The following is a 17185-nucleotide window of genomic DNA, read 5'->3' on the forward strand; positions in this document are numbered from 1 at the left end:
ATTCACTAACGGGTAGTCAACGGTTCGTCTGCCTCCGCTCACACCTCCCGAGGAGTCGTCATGGCATTCCCTCGTCGTGGTCGTGTACTCGCCGCGATCCCTCTTCTGCTCTCCGGACCGGCCCTCGCCCTCCCCGCCGCCGCCTCGCCCGGCGCCCAGCGGCTGTTCACCGCCAACCTCGTCAACCGGCACAGCAACCTGTGCCTGTCGGTCGACGGCGCCGCGTACGACAACGGCGCCCGCATGCTGCAGTGGGACTGCGGCCCGCGGGACAACCAGCAGTGGAACTTCGCCCCGACCACCGAGGGCTATTACCAGGTCCGCTCCGACGACAGCGGCAAGTGCCTGTCGGTGTCGAACGCCGCCACCCACAACGGAGCCCCGGTCCTGCAGTGGGACTGCGGCACGCGCGACAACCAGAAGTGGAGGCTCGTCCAGCGCGACGACGGATTCTTCGCCATCGTCGCCCGCAACAGCCAGAAGTGCCTGTCGATCCTCGACCGGTCGACCGACAACGGCGCGCCCGCCCTCCAGTGGGAGTGCGGTTCCCACCACGAGCAGCACTGGCGGCTGGCGTGAGCCGAATAATGGGGTCGTGACCGATCCTCTCCCCGGCGCGATCCGGCTGCCCGACGGATGCCGGGTGCGCGGCCGTGGCCTGCGCCGTCCGGCCCCCGGTGGACCGCCGCCCGGCTTCGGCCTCTACCTGGGTTCGGACCGGCTGCGCAGCCGCCACGAAGCCGCGCTCACGTGGCCCCACGCCTGGATCGACTGGCCCGACTTCCTCCTGCCGAAGGACCGGGACGAGGCCGTACGCCGGATCAACGCGCTGCACGACCGGGCGCGGGACGGTGACGCGGTCGAGGTCGCGTGCGGCGGTGGAATCGGCCGTACGGGCACGGTGATCGCCTGCCTCGCCGTCCTGTCCGGGGTGAACCCCGGCGAGGCGGTCTCCTGGACCCGGGCGAACTACCATCACCGCGCCGTCGAGACGCCCTGGCAGCGCCGCTGGGTCGCCCGCTTCCCCGTCAGGTGAGCTCCGGGCGGGTCAGCACTCCGGGTCGCTGAGGGCCTCGGCACAGGTCGTGCCGGTCGAGGCCAGCTGGAGCAGGGTGTAGAGCGTCTCGCGCTGCTCCTTGTCGAGCGCACTGAGCACGTGGTCCTCGACCGCCGCGAGGGCGAACTCGGCCTTCGCGAGGATGCGCACCCCGGCGTCGGTGAGCTCGACGATGTGCCGGCGGCGGTCTTCGGGTGAGCGCCGCCGCTCGATGAACTCGTTGGCCTCGAGCTCGTTGAGCAGGCCGACGATGTTGGTCCCGTCCATCTCCAGCGTGGCCGAGAGGGCTTGTTGCGAGCAGCCGCCGCGGTCGCGCAGCACCGTGAGCATGAGCAGGTGGCGCGGGCGCAGGCCGAGCGGCGTCAGCACCGACTCCCCGCGCTGCCGCATCCGGCGCGCCAGGTGGTCGAGCAGCGCACCCGAGCGGTGCAGCGGCTGGTTGATCACGGGGAGGGAGACCACGTCCCCAAGTCTATCCGAGGAGGCCTCCTATCCATGTGATACAAATGGTTTGTCTTACGCAAACGATCCATGAGAGGCCATCGATATGTCGCATCTCCTGCACATCGACTCGAGCATCCAGGGCGAGCGCTCCATCAGCCGGCGGCTCACCGCCCGCGCCGCCGCGGCGTGGCGCGCCGTACATCCCGAGGGCACCGTCACGTACCGCGACCTGGGCCGCGATCCGCTGCCGCACTTCGACGAGGCCACCGGGCTGGCCCGGATGGTGCCGGCCGACCAGCGCACGCCCGCCCAGTCCGCCTCGTGGGAGCTCAGCCGCGAGGTGATCGAGGAGATCAAGCGGGCCGACACGGTCCTGCTCGGCCTGCCGGTCTACAACTACGGCGCGCCCAGCAGCGTGAAGACCTGGGTCGACCACCTCATCGCGCCGGGCCTGTCGATCGACGCCGAGACCAACGCCGGCCTGCTCGGCGGCCGGGAGTTCCTGGTCCTGGCGAGCCGTGGCGGCGGCTACGGCGAGGGCGCGCCGCGCCAGGGCTGGGACCACGCGGAGGCCTGGCTCCCGCACGGCGTCTCGCTCACCGGCCTGGAGCCGCGCTTCATCACCGCCGAACTCACTCTCGCCCGTACGAACCCGGCCATGGCCGGCCTGATCCCGCTGGCCGACGAGAGCCTCGCCGCCGCCGAGGAGGCCATCGACCGTCTCTGGGCGCCCGTGAAGGTGTGAGACGCCGCGCGGCCCCGGCCCGCCACTTCGGCGACGCGGCGGGCGTGGCGTCCGTACCGACGCGCTCGCCGCGTGGTCGATCGTGCACGGGTTCGCCGGCCTGTGGCGGTCAGCGGCCGCCCCTTCACCCCCCGCTGACCGGGCGCCTTGCCGCGGGTTCCACGGTGTGACGTAATGGGCCCTCGCGCCACGGAAGGAACACCTGATGACGCCTGACGATGCCCGCGAAGCGGCGAGCGCCGCCCGCCCCGCCGCCGAACTGCTCGAACGCCTGGCCGACCGGCTCGGCGGCCGCGCGTCGGTGTCGGCCGTCTTCGGCGACCCGGTCGAACGCGGGGACGTCACGATCATCCCCGTCGCCACGGTCGGCTTCGGGTTCGGCGCCGGTGTGGGCGTCGGCCGCAAGAACAAGGAAGAGGACCAGGGCCAGGGCGGCGGCGGAGGCGGCAGCACCTGGGCCGTGCCACGGGGCTACATCCAGATCAAGGACGGCCAGGCCGTCTACCGGCCGATCCGCGACCAGCGGATGGACCTCCTGCTGGCCGCCCTCGTGACCGGCTCCGTCGCCGTGCGAGTCGCGCGAGCCCTGGTCAGGTCGCGCGGCCGCTGAGTCCCACGACGCGCCGTCGCGGCTCGTCACGTACCCCGTCCCTTCCGGCACGACTGCGACGCCTCCCCGCAGGTCCCGGCCATGGCGGTCGCCCGCCGCGCGCCGGCCGGCCGACGGGTCGTAGCCTGTCCGCATCCTCGGCGCTGCCGAACGGCATGGCCCGACCGATGAGCGAAGGAGCCGGATGAGACTGTCGATCAAGGCGAGGACCGCGCCCGGCCGGGTGACCACCGGTGCGTACATCCTGCATTCCGGGCTCGGCAAGTGGGGCGGCGGCGACGAGCAGGCGGCCGGGGTCCACAAGACGGCCGCCGCGGCGTTCCCGTTCCTCAACGCGGTCCCGCCGCGTACGTTCCTGCGACTGCTCGCCGGCGCGGAGATCGCGACCGGTACCGCGCTGCTGGCGCCCTTCGTGCCCGAGGCGATCGCCGGCGCCGCGCTCACCGGATTCTCCGGCAGCCTGATGGCGATGTACGCGCGGACGCCGGCCATGCGCAAGCCCGGCTCGATCTGGCCCAGCCCGGCCGGCCTCGGGGTCAGCAAGGACGTCTGGATGCTGGGCATCGGGCTGGGCCTGCTGGCCGACGCCGCGACCGACCGCCGGAAGGACTGATCCAGCGCGGGGCCCGCGCGTCAGCCGGGCCCTCGCGTCTCCATCCCGCCCAGTAGGAGGGCGAGCCCGCCGCGGAACTCCCGGTCGGCGTCGACCCCCGCCGCGTACCGCGCGGTCTCGGCCATGAACGGGAACTCCGGCAACCCGGCGATGACCGTCGTGCCCCGGCCCGAGAGCGGCCCGAGGTGTTCGAGCTGGATCGCGCCGATGACGTACGCGAGCAGGCCGCGCAGCGCGATGACCCGCCGCTCGCCCTCGATGCCCGCCCCGGTGAGGACGCCGAGCACGGTCTCGGACCAGCGCAGCACGCCGGGCGACCCCTGCCGGTGCGTGAGCGTCAGCGGCACGATCTCCGGATGCGCGCCCACGGTGTCGCGCAGCCGCAGGACCAGGACCTCCACCCGCTCGCGCCACGGCAGCTCCGGGGCCGGCGGCGTGGTGTCGACGGCGCCGAGGACGCGTTCGACGACGAGCCGCTCGAGTTCCTCGCGGTCGGCGACGTACCGGTAGAGCGCCATCGTGCTCACGCCGAGCTCGCCGGCGACGGCACGCATCGTCAGCCCGGTGAGCGCGTCCCGGTCGATGACGGCGAGCGCGGCCGAGGCGATCTGAGCGTGGGTGAGCGAGCGTGGACGTGGCATGGCCGTTGACAGCGTACGCAATACGCCTACGATCGTAGGCGTACGCCGTACACCTAAACGTGGAGGCCTGCATGAGCGCGGACCAGGTGCGTCCCGGCACCGTCATCCCGGCACGAGAACTCTCCACGGTCCCCGGCGGGACGGTGCCCGTTCCCGATCCCGGGCGGCTGACCCACCTGCAGCTGAGGAGGTTCGCGGGCTGCCCGGTCTGCAACCTGCACCTGCGGTCGGTGGTACGGCGGCACGAGGAGATCGAGGCGGCCGGCGTCCGCGAGGTCGTGGTCTTCCACTCCCCCGCCGAGGAACTGGCCGAGTACACCGACGGCCTTCCGTTCGCCGTGGTCGCCGATCCGGGCAAGCGGCTGTACGCCGAGTTCGGCGTGGAGTCGTCGGCCCGCGCGCTGCTCGACCCGCGCGCCTGGATCCCGATCGTCCGTGGCTCGTGGCGGGTCGTACGCGGGCGGGTACGCGGCCCGGCGCTCCATCAGGAGCGCGGCCGGCTGGGCCTCCCCGCCGACCTGCTCATCGCCGGGGACGGCCGGGTCGTCGCCGCCAAGTACGGCACGCACGCCTACGACCAGTGGTCGGTCGACGAGCTGCTGGCCCAGGCCGACGCGATGGCGCTCCGATGATCGACCGGGCCGCGGACGCCGAGCGGTACGAGGTGGTGTGCGGCGGTTTCGACGCGCCGCTGTTCGCCGCCGCCGCGATCGGCGAGCGGGATCGCGTGCTGGACATCGGCTGCGGGTACGGCGGCACGACGCGGTCGGCGGCCCGCCGGGCGCACCAGGGTCACGCGGTCGGCAACGACCTCGCGGCGCCCGTCCTGGAGCAGGCGCGGTCGCTGGCGGCCGACGAGGCGATCGGGAACGTGACGTTCGAGACCGGCGACGCGCAGACGTACCCGTTCGAAGCGGGCGGCTTCGACGTGGTCATCAGCCGGTTCGGGATGATGTTCTTCGCCGACCCCGTGGCCGCGTTCGCCAACGTCGGCACGGCCCTGCGGCCGGGCGGGCGGCTGGTCTTCGCCACGGTCGGCCCGCCGGAGGGCAACGACCTTCCTCGTCTGCTCGCGACGGCGATGGGCGGCGAGCCCGCCGCGGCCGTGCACTCGCTCGCGGACCCGGCCCACGTCGAGGACGTGGTCACCGGGGCGGGTTTCCGCGACCTCGCGCTCGCCCCGGCCGAGACGACCATCGCGCTCGGCGCGGACGCCGCCGAGGCCGCGGCGTTCATCCTCGCCTGGGGCGCCCTCTCGCCGGGCGACCTGGGTGCGGCCCTCACCGAGGCGGCACGACCGTACGAGACCTCCGAGGGCGTGCACCTGCGCAGCACCGCGTGGCTGGTGAGCGCCGTACGTCCCTAAGGCCTGTCTCGCCTCAAGGGCGCAGTCCGTCCAGCATGATCTCCACGGCCCGGCGCACGGCCTCGCGGTTCGACTGCTGGGGCGGCGGTCGCGCTCCTCGGCGACGCCGCCCTGGCCGGCGAGCTGGCCGCCGGCGGCGACGCCCTCCGGCGGTACGAGACGGGACACCGTCGGCTCGTCGACCCCCCGGCGGCGCAACGTCAGGTCCGCCGCCGCCCTGATCGTTCCGGCGAGCCGCCGCGGGATCGCCGTCCGTAACCTGGCGACTCGGCTGGCACCTCTGGTCGCGGCGGTCCGTCGCTGAGACCCTTTCCGGCCGCCGTGTTCCCAACGCCGGCGGACATGCGATGTCATGTGCGTACCTTCCTCATGATCCGGACGGAGAACGCATGGCACTGGCCAAGGAGACGATGACCGACGAGCAGCGAAAGTCGGTCGCCCTCGAATACCTGAAGGCGTTCGACAACGGCGGAGTCACCTCGACCGGAGACGGCATCCTCGACCTTTTCGCCGACGACGCCCAGGTGTACTTCCCCAAGTGGGGCCTTGCCACGGGAAAGGACGACATCGGCCGTCTCTTCACCGACGTCGGCACCACGATCAAGCAGATCGAGCACCATTACTCGCACTTCAACTGGGTCTTCTCGGGCGGCGACGTCGTCGTGTGCGAGGGCACCAGCCACGGAGAGCACCGCGACGGCCCGTGGCGCGCCGGCGTACCGGAGTGGGCCGCGGGCCGCTGGTGCGACGTGTTCGAGATCCGCGACTGGAAGATCCAGCGCGTCTTCATCTATCTCGACCCCGACTACGCGAGCAAGGACACGGAACGCTATCCGTGGCTGGCGCCTGAGTCCTAGCCCTCTCTGCTGAGGGCGGTGCCGGACAGGGTGTACGGGGTGGCGTCGCGGCCGTCCAGCGCCCACAGCTCGACCTGGCCGGCGGCGTTGACGTCGCCGGAGACGAGCGTGGGCACGGCGGTCGCGGCCCACGGGACGTCGATCTCGGTCCAGGTGCCGGGGGTGCCGATCGGCGTCGCGGCGCTCTGCGCCGGGTTGACGGACTCCCAGACCTGGCCGGTGGTCCTCTTCAGCGCGAAGAGCACGGCCTGCCCGCCGGGCTGGGCGGTGACGAGCGCGAAGTCCTTCCAGTCCCCGTCACCGTCGGGAGACTCGCCGGGCCCCGCGAGGGTCTGGGTGTAGCCGTAGCCGCCGACACCGCATCCCCCGCACGTGGTGTAGAGGTCGAGCTGGTAGTCGTTGTCCTCGTCCCCGGTGATGCCGATCAGGTCGGCGATGCCCGTACCGGCGAGGCTCGCGTCCCCGGCGGCGACCAGCTGCGCGGGGACGTCCCCGTCGCCGTTGAGCGAGTAGTCGGTGAACTGGTCCTCGGGCACGTTCTTCTGACCATCGATCTCGAGCGGAAGCGCGTCGCCGTTACCGGACGACAGGCTGCCCCGCCCGGGGACGCTTCCATCGGGGTAGTAGGCGAGGACGTCCTGGACGTGGTCTCCGGTGAAGTCGCCGTGGAGCACCTGAGCCCCGGTCCAATCCTCCGGTCCGCCGTTCTGCCCCGTACCGACAGTGCCGATGTTCGCGGGAGTGCCCAGTCCTCCCGCTCCGTCACCGCGGGCGAGCCAGAGGCCGGGATCGGCGTCCGTACCGGCGAACAGCAGGTCCGCGTGGCCGTCACCGTCGATGTCCCCGTCGGCGTACGGAGTGGCGGGTTCGCCGACGATGAACTCCGCCGAGGCCGGCTCGCCGGAGTTCCCGGCGGCCGAGTAGCCGTACACGGTCAGGGTGTTGAAATCCAGATGGTGCAGTGGGATCTGGACGGTCTGCACGCCGCCGGTCGCGGGCACGCTCTGCGGCGCACCGGAGTTGACCTGGTAGGTGTACCGGGCGGGGAACGTCCCGGCGCACGCGGCCGGGGGCGACTCCAGCGCTCCCGCGCACGGGGCGAGGGTGAGCGTCGCGCGCCCCCCGAGCGGCCCGGCCTCGGCCGCGATCGCGACACCCGGCGGGGACACCTCGTTCGGGGTCGCCGAGGCTGTTCCGGTGAGGCCGAGGACGCAGGCGGTGGCGATCGCCACCGGTGTGATCGTTCGGCGGCGTCTGGTTTTTCCGGTCGGTGTGACCACGAAGGCGCTTCCCTTTCCTGACGGCGAGACGCGAGGATGCGCGTGGGTTGGTGGTGATCGGGGACCGCCATCCAGGACACGGCGCAGGCGAATCACACGGTCTCCCGTGACCGGCGTCAAGATGACGCGGATCGTCCCCTTTAGGGCTCGATGTCGATATCGCTGGTCACCGGAGAGATCATGAGCGTGGGCAAAGTTTCCTTTACTCGCGGAGCGCCGCCGCAGCGGCCGTGACGCGACAAAACGGGGTATCTCCCCTCGGAGCTGCGCTAAGTTCTCCAGCAGTCAAGATCGGCTGGCGGGCGCGGGGCTCCTTCGCACACGAGCGCGATCGCTGTGCAAGGAGTGTGGTCGTGCGGATCCGCGTTGTCCTTCTCGTCGCCGCTGGAGCCTGTGGTGTGCTGACCGCCTGCTCGTCGGCGGATCCCGGCGTCCCCGCCGACCACGGCTCGCAGCCGCTGACGCAGCCCGAGGACGCGACCGTACGGTCCGCGGCCACGACCGCGGGGCTCGTTCCCGGCATCGATATCAGCGCCTACCAGCCGCACGTCAACTGGACCACCGTCAAGACGAGCGGCGCCAAGTTCGCCTACATCAAGGCGACCGAGGGCAAGACGTACACGAGCTCCACCTTCGCCTCGCAGTACGCGGGCGCGCTCAACGCGGGGCTGGCGCACGGCGCCTACCACTTCGCCACGCCCAACACCTCCAGCGGTGTCAGCCAGGCCGACTACTTCGTCGCGCACGGCGGGGGCGGCAAGGCCGACGGCCACACGCTGCCGGGCGTGCTCGACATCGAGAAGAACCCCTACGGCAAGGACCAGTGCTACGGCCTGACCCACGCCAAGATGAACGCCTGGATCACCGACTTCCTGCACGAGTACCGCGCCCGTACGGGCCGGCACGCGGTCATCAACACCTTCCGCGACTGGTGGATCAGTTGCACCGGCAACGCGGGCGCCAAGGCCGGAAGCGTCTTCGGCGCGACGTACCCGCTGTGGGTCAACGACCACAAGGCCTCCGCCGGAAGCGTCCCGGTCCCGGCGGCGTGGAAGTCCTACACGGTCTGGCAGTGGACCGACAAGGGCACGTACGGCGACGAGGACTACGTCAAGTCCTCCACCGTCTACAAGAGCCTTCTCGCCAAGTAGCCGGCGCTCAGGGGCGCCGCACGTTCCCGGTGATGAGGGCGGCCACGCCGAGGAGCACGGCGACCGCCGTCAGCCCGCGCAGCACGGTGAACCGCTGGCCGAGGAAGCCGATGAGCGGCGGCCCGCCGAGGAAGGCGCAGTAGCCCACCGAGGCGATCACGCTGACGCGCGACGCGGCTCTCGCCGGGTCGTCGGCCCCCGCGCTCATCCCGACCGGGAAGCCGAGCGAGATGCCGCCGCCCCACAGCACGGCCCCGGCGAACGCGACCGGCGCGGACGGGCCGAACACGAAGAGGATCAGGCCGACGAGGGCCAGGATCGACAGGACCCGGATCACGGCGACGCGCCCGTACCGGTCGAGCAGGGCGGGCCCGAACCACCGGCCGGTCGTCATCGCGGCGAGGAAGACCGCGAATCCCAGCGTGCCGATCGTGGCGGGGGCGCCGTACCCGTCGATGAGGGCCACGCTGATCCAGTCGTTGCCCGTTCCCTCCGCGAAGGCGAACGCGAGGACGAACACGCCGATCAGCAGCGTACGGGGCTCGAACCAGGCGCCGCCCGCCCCGGTGTCGCCGTCCGTGGACCCGTCGGGGACGAACCACCGGACCGCGACGGGCACCGCCACCGCCACGATGGCGGCCACCGCGAGCAGGTGCGCGGTGACGGGTACGCGCAGCGCGACCATCGCCGCGCCGATCAGCGCGCCGGCGACCGTGCCCACGCTGAAACCGGCGTGAAACCGGGACATGATCGAACGGCCGAGGTGCTGCTCGACGTGCGCGCCCTGGACGTTCATCGCCACGTCCCACGCTCCGTTGCCCAGACCGGCGAGGAACAGTCCGACGACGACCGGCACGACGCCGTAGAGGTAACCGAGGGCCGCGACGGCCATCCCGGCCGCGAGGACCACCGACATCACGGTCACGGTCCGTTGCGATCCGAGGCGGTTCAGCAACGGGCCCGACATCGGCAGCGCGATCACCGAGCCGGCCGCGATGCCGAGCAGTACGAGCCCGAGCTCCGAGGGCTGGAGATGCAGCCGGTCGCGTACCTGAGGGATGCGTGACGCCCAGCTCGCGAACGCGAACCCCGAACCGATGAAGGCGACGTACGTGGCACGGCCGGCGGCCCTGACCTGGACGGATGAGGGGACGGGGTCGGAAAGGATCACGGAACGACCTCGGGGAAGGGGGGTGAGCGTCCAGGCTATCCCGGGCGCCGGGCGCGTCCCGCGGCCGAGACGGCACGCCCGTCGTACGGCCACGACCCACGGTGAGATGCTTGACGGAGCGTGACGGAAACACCGCCACCCATGTGCGGAAGGTCACCTTGTCATGGGCATCGCCTCTCTCCTGCCCGGCCGGCTCGGCTTCGGTACCGCGCCGCTCGGCAACATGTTCCGCGCCGTCCCCGACGAGGAGGCAGCCGCCACCGTCGAGGCCGCCTGGGACGCGGGCGTCCGCTACTTCGACACCGCGCCTCTCTACGGCGCGGGCCTGGCGGAGATCCGGCTCGGCCGGGCGCTGGCCGCGCATCCGCGGGACGAGTTCGTCCTGAGCACCAAGGTCGGCCGGGTCATCCTCGACGAGACCGAGGACCCCGCGGCCCGCGATCTCGGCGAGAAGGGCGGGCTGTTCGAGCACGGGCGGCCGAACAAGATCGTCAATGACTACTCCAAGACCGCCACTCTCCGCTCGCTGGACGACAGCCTCAAGCGGCTCGGCATGGACCGCGTCGACATCGTGTGGGTGCACGACCCGGCCCAGGACTTCTGGCGCGACGAGTGGCTGGCCGCGTACGAGTCGGCCCGCACCGGTGCCTTCCGCGTCCTGCAGGAGCTCCGTCAGGAGGGCGTCATCAAGGCCTGGGGCGTGGGCGTCAACCGGATCGAGCCGCTGGAGCTGACGCTGGACCTGGAGGAGCCGCAGCCGGACGCCTTCCTGCCGGCCGGCCGCTACACCCTCCTCGATCACGAACACGCCCTGCGGCGCCTCTTCCCGGCGGCGGCCGAACAGGGCGTCGACATCGTGATCGGCGGACCGTACAACTCCGGCGTCCTCGTCGGCGGGGACCACTATGAATACCAGCAGGCGCCCGCCTCCATCCGCGCGAAGGCGGGGCGCATCACGGCCGTCTGCGAGCGGTACGGCGTCGGCGTGAAGGCGGCCGCCCTGCAGTTCTCCCTCGCCCACCCCGTCAGCCGCGCGGCCGTCCCCGGCGCCACGCGGCCCCGCCACGCGATCGAGGACTCCGCCGCGCTCGGCGAGGACGTCCCGCCGGCGTTCTGGGCGGCCCTGCGCGAGGAGAAGCTGATCGCCGAGGGCGCGCCCGTACCCCCGGGCTAGCTCAGGAAAGAGGCGACGGCCGCCACGAAACGGGCGGGGTCGTCGAGCCACGGATAGTGGCCCGCTCCCGGCTGGAGGACGAACCCGGCGGCAGGGAACAGCCCGGCGTACTCCTTCACGACGTCCGGAGTCGAGTTCAGGTCGACCTCTCCGGCCAGTACCAGCACCGGCGACCCGAACGCGGCCAGCGCCGCGCGCGTCGCCCCGGGCTCGAAGCCGCCTCCGTACGCGGCCGCGGCCTCGTCGTTCCGCCGGCCGGCCTGGGCCTTCTGATGGGCCTGGGCCGCCGCGTCCCAGCGGCCGTGGAAGAAGGGCTCGATGGCGTTCCAGCGATCTTCGGTGGCGTCGCCGGCCACGATCTCCTCCAGCGCCGCGAACGCCTGGGCGAACCAGGGCTCGTCCCGCCGGAGCAGCGCGACCGCGCGCCGGCCCTCCCCCGTCGCGTCGAGGCCGACCGCCCGGGTGCTCGGCGTGACCAGCGCGAGCCTGCCGACGCGTGCGGGATGCCGCTGCGCGTACAGCGCCGCGAGGTTCGCGCCGGCGCAGTGCGCGAGCAGGTCCAGCCGGTCGAGGCCGAGGTGCTCGCGCAGCGCCTCGACGTCGCCGACCTGCCGGTCGCACCGGTAGGAGGCGGCGTCCGCGGGCACGGCCGACTCTCCGGTGCCTCGCAGGTCCAGCATGATCAGCTTCCGCCGCGCCGACAGGCCGCCGAGCGAGCCGAGGTACGCGGTGTCCTGCGACGGGCCGCCCGGCAGGCAGATCACCGGGGCGCCCTCCCCGATGACGTGGTACGCGAGGCGGGTTCCGTCGTAGGTGGGGAAGGCGGGCATGGCGCGGATGATGTCAGGGGTCTTCCGGCCGGGCAACCGGTTATCCGGCGGGCCGTTTTAATGGGTGGCCCGGCCGCCGCCGCCGCGATTACCTTGCGCTCGTGGCAGACATCCATGGCACGTGTGAGGCACGTTTCGACGGGATACGCGAGGCGCTGGCCGCCTCCCTGGACGCCGACGACGTGGGCGCCTCGGCGGCGGTGTACGTGGACGGCGAGCCGATGGCCGACGTGTGGGGCGGGCACGTCGACGTGGCGCGTACGGTCCCGTGGGAGCGCGACACCATCACCAATGTCTTCTCCACCACCAAGACGATGACGGCGCTGTCCGCGCTCATCCTGGCCGACCGCGGCCACCTCGACCTGAACGCGCCCGTGGCCCGCTACTGGCCCGAGTTCGCCGCCAACGGCAAGGAGGGGGTGCTGGTCCGGCACCTGCTCGGCCACACCGCCGGCCTGCCCTCGTTCGAGGGCCCGACCGCCGTCGAGGACCTCTACGACTGGCCGGCCGTGACGGCGCGGCTGGCCGCGCAGACCCCCGAATGGGAGCCGGGCACCGCGGCCGGCTACCACTCGGCCACCCAGGGGTTCCTCGTCGGCGAGGTCGTCCGCCGCGTCACCGGGCGGAGCCTCGGGACCTTCTTCGCCGAGGAGGTGGCCGGGCCGCTGGGCGCCGACTTCCACATCGGGCTGCCCGCCGAGCACGACCACCGCGTCGCTCCGGGCATCCCGGCGCCGCAGGGCGACCGGCCGGACGGCTTCCTCCTGGGCGTGTCCGACTCCAACACCGAGGCCTGGCGGCGTGCGGAGATCCCGGCCCTCAACGGGTTCGGCAACGCGCGCTCGGTCGGCCTCGTGCAGTCGGTGCTGGCGTGCGGGGGCGAGGTCGGCGGCGTACGGCTGCTGTCGGAGGCGGGCTGCGAGCGCGCCCTCGAGGAGCAGTTCCACGGCACGGACCGGATCCTGGGCATGCCCGTGCGCTGGGGCATGGGCTACCGCCTGGAGGGCCGCACGTGCTCGTGGGGCGGCTGGGGCGGGTCGGTGCTGCTGGCCGACCTCGACCACCGGATGACGGTCGCGTACGTCATGAACCAGGTGCTGTGGGACGGCGACGGGTACGCCCGCGGCCTGTCCATCGTGATGGCGGCCTACGAGGCGATCGCTAAATAGAACGCGTTCTCATGCGCCCATGGCGCCGCGCAGCTCCGCGGTGACGGCATCCGCCGCCGCGACCAGCGCGGTGCCGCGGCGGGCGATGTCGGCGCCGGTGATGGAGCCGCCGACGTACAGCGTCAGCACGAGCTCCTGGCGGCCGTCGGCGTCGTACGTGGGCGCCGCGATGAGGTTGACCGGGTGCCTCTTGCGAGGGCCGAGCTCCGCGCCGAGATAGACGCGCTCGCCCAGGCTGGAGACCATCTCGCCCACCAGCGCGCGCACCTCCTGGGGCAGCTCGTACGCGGCGACGCCGGCCATCAGCGCGTGCAGCCGCATGCCGGCCGGCGTGAGGCTCTCCACGAGGTACCCCGACGCGCGGCACTGCTCGACGACGACGCGCAGCCGTCCGCGGTCCATCCGCACCGGCAGCGTCGGCTCCTTGGCCAGCCACCGCTCGAACTCCTCGTCCGGCCCCCACAGCACGTACATCAGCCCGGACGGCGGGGCGAAGGGGTACCGCTCGCCGACACGCACCCTCCCGGCCGGGCCGGCCGCGTCGAGCACCATGATCTCCTCGCCGACCACCCCCGACGCGACGCACGTCGTGGCGTACCGCTCGGCCAGCGGCGCCAGGTGCCGCCGCGCGACGTCGCCGGCGGCGAAACCCTGCTGCGCGACCCGGCCCGCCGCGATGAGGGCGGGTCCGAGGCCGTACGTCAGCGTCCGCGGGTCGCGTACGAGGTAGCCGGCCGCGGTCAGCCCGGCGACGATGCCGAGGCAGGTGGGCTTGCTGATGCCGAGCTCGCGGGCCAGGGCCGACAGGCCGATGCGGCGGCCGCGCGCCGCGACGAAGTGGTCGAGGACGGCGACCACGCGCTCGGTCGGGGGCGAGCGCCGCGCTGTCGCCATTGACCACTCCTTAGAACACGTTCTACTCTCGCCCGGGAAGCAACCTACCGCTTCGGTACATATTTGTACCGCGGACCGAGGGAGTCCTGTGGCCACCGAGTCATTCGCCCAGGCGATCGCCGAGGCCGAGCAGATCATCCGTTCCGCGCCGCACGTGCGGACCGAGCAGGACCTCGCCGAGGGCCTGGACTACCTCGCCGGCAGCATCAAGGCGTCGCTGCACATGGCCTGGGCCTACGACCGTGACTTCCCGTTCTTCGCCGCGGGGACGGGCCCGTACACCAAGCTCGGTCTCGACAACCCCGACACGCTGTACTTCAGCGCCAACATCCGCGACGACGCCGAGTACGTCGTCACCGGGCGCCGCGGCACCACCGCCGACCTGAGCTTCCAGGTGATGAACGGCGACTACACGCCGGCGCGGTCGCCCGACAGCCTCGCGGCGTTCGACGACCGCGACATCGAGATCGCGCCGGACGGCTCGTACGAGCTGCGCTTCGGCCCCGCCCGGCCCGATGCGGGCCCTGATCACTTCACGCTCGGCGAGGGCTCGGCGCTGCTGCTGGCACGCGAGGTCTACAGTGACTGGGAGACCGAGCGGCGCGGTGAGATCCGCATCCACCGCGCCGACACGCTCGGGTCCGCGCCCCCGCCACCGACGCCGGAGAAGATGGCCAGGCGCTACGACGTGGCCGGGCGGATGCTGCTCTCACGGCTGCGCACGTTCCTCGCCTTTCCCGAGTGGCACTACCTCAAGCTGCCGGTCAACACGATGACCGAGCCGAGGCCCACCCCCGGCGGCCTGGCGACGCAGTACTCCTCGGTCGGCCACTACGACCTCGACGACGACCAGGTCATGGTGGTCACGGTGCCGGCGGCGGCGCGGGCGGACGCCCCGTACCAGGGCTTCCAGCTCGGCAGCCTCTGGTACATCTCGCTGGACTACATCAACCACCAGACCAGCCTCACCGCCGACCAGGCGAACGTGGACCCCGACGGGAAGATCCGCCTCGTCATCAGCGAGCGCGACCCGGGGCTGGCCAACTGGATCGAGCGCACCGGGCACCGCCGCGGCTACCTGCAGATCCGCTGGCAGCGCCTCGCCCGCGCGCTCAAGCCGGACGACGGCCCGCAGGTCGAGGTGATGGCCTTCGACGAGCTGCCGGGGCTTCCCCACTACGAGACCCAGCGGGTGAGCCCGGAGGACTGGGCCGCCCGGATCGCCGCGCGCCAGGTCGCCGTCGCGCAAAGGATGCTCGGCTGATGTTGCTGGAAGACAAGGTCATCGTCGTCTCCGGGCTCGGGCCGGGCCTGGGCCGGGGCCTGGCGCTGCGGTGCGCCGCGGCCGGCGCCGACGTCGTCCTCGCGGCGCGGAACGCGGAGCGGCTCGCCGAGGTGGCCGGGGAGGTCGAGAAACTCGGCCGCCGCGCGGTGCCGGTGGTGACCGACATCGCCGACGAGGCGGCCTGCGAACGACTGCTCGACCGGGCGCTGGAGTCCTTCGGCCGGATCGACGGCCTGGTCAACAACGCCTTCGCGATGCCGCCGATGAGCGACCTGGTCAAGGTCGACATCGACGCCGTACGTACCGCCTTTGAGACCAACGTGTACGCGGCGCTGCGGCTGACCCGGCTCTTCACGCCGTCGCTCGCCGAGCACGGCGGCTCGGTCGTCATGGTCAACTCGGCCGTGCTGCGGCACTCTCGGCGCACCTTCGGCGCGTACAAGATGACCAAGAGCGCCCTGCTCTCCATCGCGCAGAGCCTGGCCACCGAGCTCGGCCCGCGGGGCGTACGGGTCAACACCATCGCGCCCGGCTACATCTGGGCGGACAACCTGAAGTGGTACTTCGACCACCTCGCGAAGAAGCGCGGCGTCACGACGCGGGAGATCTACGACGAGGCCGCGGCGAGCACCGACCTGCGCAAGCTCCCCGAACCCGATGAGGTCGCCGACGCCGTGGTGTTCATGCTCTCCCCCCTCGCGCGAGCGGTGACCGGGCAGTGTCTCGACGTCAACGGCGGCGAGTGGCACCACTGATGGCCACGGGACGCGAGACCGTCGGGACGGTCGAGGACCTGCACGCCTCGGCCACCAAGATCACCGGTCTGACCGACTTCGGCGACGACCCCTACCTCGACGGCCTCGAGGTCCTGCTCGACTCCTACGCCCGGGAGGCGGCGCTCACCCCGCTCGGCAACAAGGCCTCGCGCGCGCTCCTGCGCGGCGCGCTGGTCGCGCGGCTGCTGTCGGAGGCGGCGTGGCGTCGGTATCCCGAGCACGCCGGCGTACGCGTCGAGCGCCCGATCTTCGTCACCGGCCTGCCCCGTACCGGGACGACCGCGCTGCACCGCCTCCTCACGGCCGACCCGGGCCACCAAGGCCTGGAGGTCTGGCTGGCCGAGATGCCGCAGCCGCGCCCGCCCCGCGAGACGTGGCCGGAGAACCCGGCGTTCCAGGCGATCCAGTCCGGCTACGAGCGGCACCACGTCGACCATCCGGAGTTCATGGGCGTGCACTACATGTCGGCCGGCATGGTCGAGGAGTGCTGGCAGCTGCTGCGGCAGTCGATGCGGTCGATCTCCTTCGAGTGCCTCGCCCACCTGCCGACGTACTCCGCCTGGCTGGAGTCGCAGGACTGGACGCCGGCCTACCGCCGTCACCGGCGCAATCTCCAGCTCATCGGGCTTCCCGACGCCGGGCGCCGCTGGGTACTGAAGAACCCGAGCCACCTGTTCGCCCTGGACGCGCTGATGGAGGTCTACCCCGACGCGCTGGTCATCCAGACCCACCGCTCCCCGCGTACCGCGATGGCCTCGATGTGCAGCCTCGCCGCCCACGCGACGGGAGGCTGGTCGGAGGTGTTCACCGGCGCGGTGATCGGCCGGGACCAGAGCGACCTGTGGCGGCGCGGCCTCTCGCGGTTCCGCGCCGAGCGCACCAGGCACGACCCGGCGCAGTTCTTCGACGTGGGCTACGACGACTTCGTGCACGACCCCCTCGGCACGGTCGAGGCCGCGTACGCGCACTTCGGGCTGGTGTTCGACGACGCGGCGCGTACGGCCATGGCGCGGCTGCACGAGGAGAGCCGCGAGGGCGCGGGCCGGCCGGCGCACCGGTACACGCTGTCCGACTTCGGGCTGAGCGCCGAGGAGATCGACGAGCTGTTCCCCGCCTGATCGC

At 72.2% G+C, this 17185-nt stretch carries 20 protein-coding genes; 14 read left to right on the forward strand and 6 right to left on the reverse strand.

Annotation, left to right across the window (positions count from 1 at the left end; all coding sequences use genetic code 11):
- Window positions 1-60: 60 nt before the first annotated feature.
- Together QWU11_RS34200 and QWU11_RS34205 are read left to right on the forward strand one after the other, a co-directional pair.
- Window positions 61-579: an RICIN domain-containing protein gene (locus QWU11_RS34200; RefSeq protein WP_290118635.1), complete on the forward strand. Its 519-nt coding sequence runs from the start codon at window positions 61-63 to the stop codon at window positions 577-579.
- A gap of 16 nt (window positions 580-595) precedes the next feature.
- The gene (locus QWU11_RS34205) at window positions 596-1036 is read left to right on the forward strand and encodes a protein-tyrosine phosphatase family protein (RefSeq protein WP_290118636.1); all 441 of its coding nucleotides are present in this window, start codon (window positions 596-598) and stop codon (window positions 1034-1036) included.
- 12 nt (window positions 1037-1048) lie between these two features.
- Here the strand turns inward: QWU11_RS34205 and QWU11_RS34210 are convergent, their stop codons facing one another.
- Window positions 1049-1519, reverse strand: a complete 471-nt coding sequence (locus tag QWU11_RS34210; protein WP_290118637.1) for a MarR family winged helix-turn-helix transcriptional regulator — start codon at window positions 1517-1519, stop codon at window positions 1049-1051.
- A gap of 85 nt (window positions 1520-1604) precedes the next feature.
- Between QWU11_RS34210 and QWU11_RS34215 the strand changes: the two genes are divergently transcribed.
- The 3 genes from QWU11_RS34215 to QWU11_RS34225 all read left to right on the forward strand — a co-directional run bounded on the left by QWU11_RS34215 (window position 1605) and on the right by QWU11_RS34225 (window position 3469).
- Window positions 1605-2246, forward strand: coding sequence for an NAD(P)H-dependent oxidoreductase (locus QWU11_RS34215; RefSeq protein ID WP_290118638.1), 642 nt, complete (start codon window positions 1605-1607; stop codon window positions 2244-2246).
- Between the two features lie 205 nt (window positions 2247-2451).
- Entirely contained in the window at window positions 2452-2856 is a 405-nt protein-coding gene (locus tag QWU11_RS34220; protein ID WP_290118639.1) for a spore germination protein GerW family protein, read from the forward strand.
- A gap of 184 nt (window positions 2857-3040) precedes the next feature.
- Window positions 3041-3469 carry a hypothetical protein gene (locus QWU11_RS34225; RefSeq protein ID WP_290118640.1) on the forward strand — a complete coding sequence of 143 codons (429 nt, stop codon included), beginning with the start codon at window positions 3041-3043 and terminating at the stop codon, window positions 3467-3469.
- Between the two features lie 20 nt (window positions 3470-3489).
- On the opposite strand, the gene QWU11_RS34230 is transcribed toward QWU11_RS34225, so the two are convergent.
- Entirely contained in the window at window positions 3490-4110 is a 621-nt protein-coding gene (locus QWU11_RS34230; protein WP_290118641.1) for a TetR/AcrR family transcriptional regulator, read from the reverse strand.
- Between the two features lie 71 nt (window positions 4111-4181).
- Here QWU11_RS34230 and QWU11_RS34235 point away from each other — a divergent pair, with 71 nt between their 5' ends.
- The 3 genes from QWU11_RS34235 to QWU11_RS34245 all read left to right on the forward strand — a co-directional run bounded on the left by QWU11_RS34235 (window position 4182) and on the right by QWU11_RS34245 (window position 6333).
- On the forward strand, window positions 4182-4742 hold the full coding sequence (locus tag QWU11_RS34235; protein WP_290118642.1) for a peroxiredoxin-like family protein: 561 nt from the start codon (window positions 4182-4184) through the stop codon (window positions 4740-4742).
- A complete protein-coding gene (locus QWU11_RS34240; RefSeq protein WP_290118643.1) occupies window positions 4739-5476 on the forward strand; it encodes a class I SAM-dependent methyltransferase in 738 nt (245 codons plus the stop codon). Before QWU11_RS34235 ends, QWU11_RS34240 begins: the two co-directional genes overlap by 4 nt.
- 389 nt (window positions 5477-5865) lie before the next feature.
- Window positions 5866-6333 carry a nuclear transport factor 2 family protein gene (locus QWU11_RS34245; protein ID WP_290118644.1) on the forward strand — a complete coding sequence of 156 codons (468 nt, stop codon included), beginning with the start codon at window positions 5866-5868 and terminating at the stop codon, window positions 6331-6333.
- Here the strand turns inward: QWU11_RS34245 and QWU11_RS34250 are convergent.
- Window positions 6330-7565: a VCBS repeat-containing protein gene (locus QWU11_RS34250; protein ID WP_290118645.1), complete on the reverse strand. Its 1236-nt coding sequence runs from the start codon at window positions 7563-7565 to the stop codon at window positions 6330-6332. The genes QWU11_RS34245 and QWU11_RS34250 overlap by 4 nt on opposite strands.
- A gap of 401 nt (window positions 7566-7966) precedes the next feature.
- Between QWU11_RS34250 and QWU11_RS34255 the strand changes: the two genes are divergently transcribed.
- On the forward strand, window positions 7967-8764 hold the full coding sequence (locus QWU11_RS34255; RefSeq protein WP_290118646.1) for a GH25 family lysozyme: 798 nt from the start codon (window positions 7967-7969) through the stop codon (window positions 8762-8764).
- Window positions 8765-8771: 7 nt separating this feature from the next.
- Here the strand turns inward: QWU11_RS34255 and QWU11_RS34260 are convergent, their stop codons facing one another.
- Window positions 8772-9935 (reverse strand): MFS transporter, encoded by a 1164-nt coding sequence (locus tag QWU11_RS34260; RefSeq protein ID WP_290118647.1) that lies wholly within the window; start codon window positions 9933-9935, stop codon window positions 8772-8774.
- A 163-nt stretch (window positions 9936-10098) separates the two neighbouring features.
- On the opposite strand from QWU11_RS34260, the gene QWU11_RS34265 reads away from it, so the two are divergent.
- Window positions 10099-11109: an aldo/keto reductase gene (locus QWU11_RS34265; protein ID WP_290118648.1), complete on the forward strand. Its 1011-nt coding sequence runs from the start codon at window positions 10099-10101 to the stop codon at window positions 11107-11109.
- Here QWU11_RS34265 and QWU11_RS34270 read toward each other — a convergent pair.
- Window positions 11106-11939, reverse strand: a complete 834-nt coding sequence (locus tag QWU11_RS34270) for an alpha/beta hydrolase (protein WP_290118649.1) — start codon at window positions 11937-11939, stop codon at window positions 11106-11108. The genes QWU11_RS34265 and QWU11_RS34270 overlap by 4 nt on opposite strands.
- Before the next feature lie 101 nt (window positions 11940-12040).
- Here QWU11_RS34270 and QWU11_RS34275 point away from each other — a divergent pair, with 101 nt between their 5' ends.
- A complete protein-coding gene (locus QWU11_RS34275) occupies window positions 12041-13108 on the forward strand; it encodes a serine hydrolase domain-containing protein (RefSeq protein WP_290118650.1) in 1068 nt (355 codons plus the stop codon).
- A 9-nt stretch (window positions 13109-13117) separates the two neighbouring features.
- Here the strand turns inward: QWU11_RS34275 and QWU11_RS34280 are convergent, their stop codons facing one another.
- Window positions 13118-14002 (reverse strand): helix-turn-helix domain-containing protein, encoded by an 885-nt coding sequence (locus tag QWU11_RS34280; RefSeq protein ID WP_290118651.1) that lies wholly within the window; start codon window positions 14000-14002, stop codon window positions 13118-13120.
- Between the two features lie 88 nt (window positions 14003-14090).
- On the opposite strand from QWU11_RS34280, the gene QWU11_RS34285 reads away from it, so the two are divergent.
- From QWU11_RS34285 to QWU11_RS34295, 3 genes are read left to right on the forward strand one after another with little or no spacing between them, the layout of a single operon-like run.
- Window positions 14091-15266: a hypothetical protein gene (locus tag QWU11_RS34285; RefSeq protein ID WP_290118652.1), complete on the forward strand. Its 1176-nt coding sequence runs from the start codon at window positions 14091-14093 to the stop codon at window positions 15264-15266.
- The gene (locus QWU11_RS34290) at window positions 15266-16042 is read left to right on the forward strand and encodes an SDR family oxidoreductase (protein ID WP_290118653.1); all 777 of its coding nucleotides are present in this window, start codon (window positions 15266-15268) and stop codon (window positions 16040-16042) included. Before QWU11_RS34285 ends, QWU11_RS34290 begins: the two co-directional genes overlap by 1 nt.
- Window positions 16030-17181: a sulfotransferase gene (locus QWU11_RS34295; protein WP_290118654.1), complete on the forward strand. Its 1152-nt coding sequence runs from the start codon at window positions 16030-16032 to the stop codon at window positions 17179-17181. Before QWU11_RS34290 ends, QWU11_RS34295 begins: the two co-directional genes overlap by 13 nt.
- Window positions 17182-17185: the final 4 nt, after the last annotated feature.

The sequence above is a fragment of the Actinomadura sp. DC4 genome (assembly GCF_030406325.1).
In the GTDB taxonomy this organism is placed as follows: domain Bacteria; phylum Actinomycetota; class Actinomycetes; order Streptosporangiales; family Streptosporangiaceae; genus Actinoallomurus.

Excerpts from the sequence above, each read along its gene's own strand:
- QWU11_RS34265 (WP_290118648.1), top strand. The coding sequence starts at position 10,099 with ATGGGCATCGCCTCTCTCCTGCCCGGCCGGCTCGGCTTCGGTACCGCG.
- QWU11_RS34240 (WP_290118643.1), top strand. The coding sequence starts at position 4,739 with ATGATCGACCGGGCCGCGGACGCCGAGCGGTACGAGGTGGTGTGCGGC.
- QWU11_RS34270 (WP_290118649.1), bottom strand. The coding sequence starts at position 11,939 with ATGCCCGCCTTCCCCACCTACGACGGAACCCGCCTCGCGTACCACGTC.
- QWU11_RS34200 (WP_290118635.1), top strand. The coding sequence starts at position 61 with ATGGCATTCCCTCGTCGTGGTCGTGTACTCGCCGCGATCCCTCTTCTG.
- QWU11_RS34215 (WP_290118638.1), top strand. The coding sequence starts at position 1,605 with ATGTCGCATCTCCTGCACATCGACTCGAGCATCCAGGGCGAGCGCTCC.
- QWU11_RS34235 (WP_290118642.1), top strand. The coding sequence starts at position 4,182 with ATGAGCGCGGACCAGGTGCGTCCCGGCACCGTCATCCCGGCACGAGAA.
- QWU11_RS34220 (WP_290118639.1), top strand. The coding sequence starts at position 2,452 with ATGACGCCTGACGATGCCCGCGAAGCGGCGAGCGCCGCCCGCCCCGCC.
- QWU11_RS34225 (WP_290118640.1), top strand. The coding sequence starts at position 3,041 with ATGAGACTGTCGATCAAGGCGAGGACCGCGCCCGGCCGGGTGACCACC.
- QWU11_RS34245 (WP_290118644.1), top strand. The coding sequence starts at position 5,866 with ATGGCACTGGCCAAGGAGACGATGACCGACGAGCAGCGAAAGTCGGTC.
- QWU11_RS34290 (WP_290118653.1), top strand. The coding sequence starts at position 15,266 with ATGTTGCTGGAAGACAAGGTCATCGTCGTCTCCGGGCTCGGGCCGGGC.
- QWU11_RS34280 (WP_290118651.1), bottom strand. The coding sequence starts at position 14,002 with ATGGCGACAGCGCGGCGCTCGCCCCCGACCGAGCGCGTGGTCGCCGTC.
- QWU11_RS34230 (WP_290118641.1), bottom strand. The coding sequence starts at position 4,110 with ATGCCACGTCCACGCTCGCTCACCCACGCTCAGATCGCCTCGGCCGCG.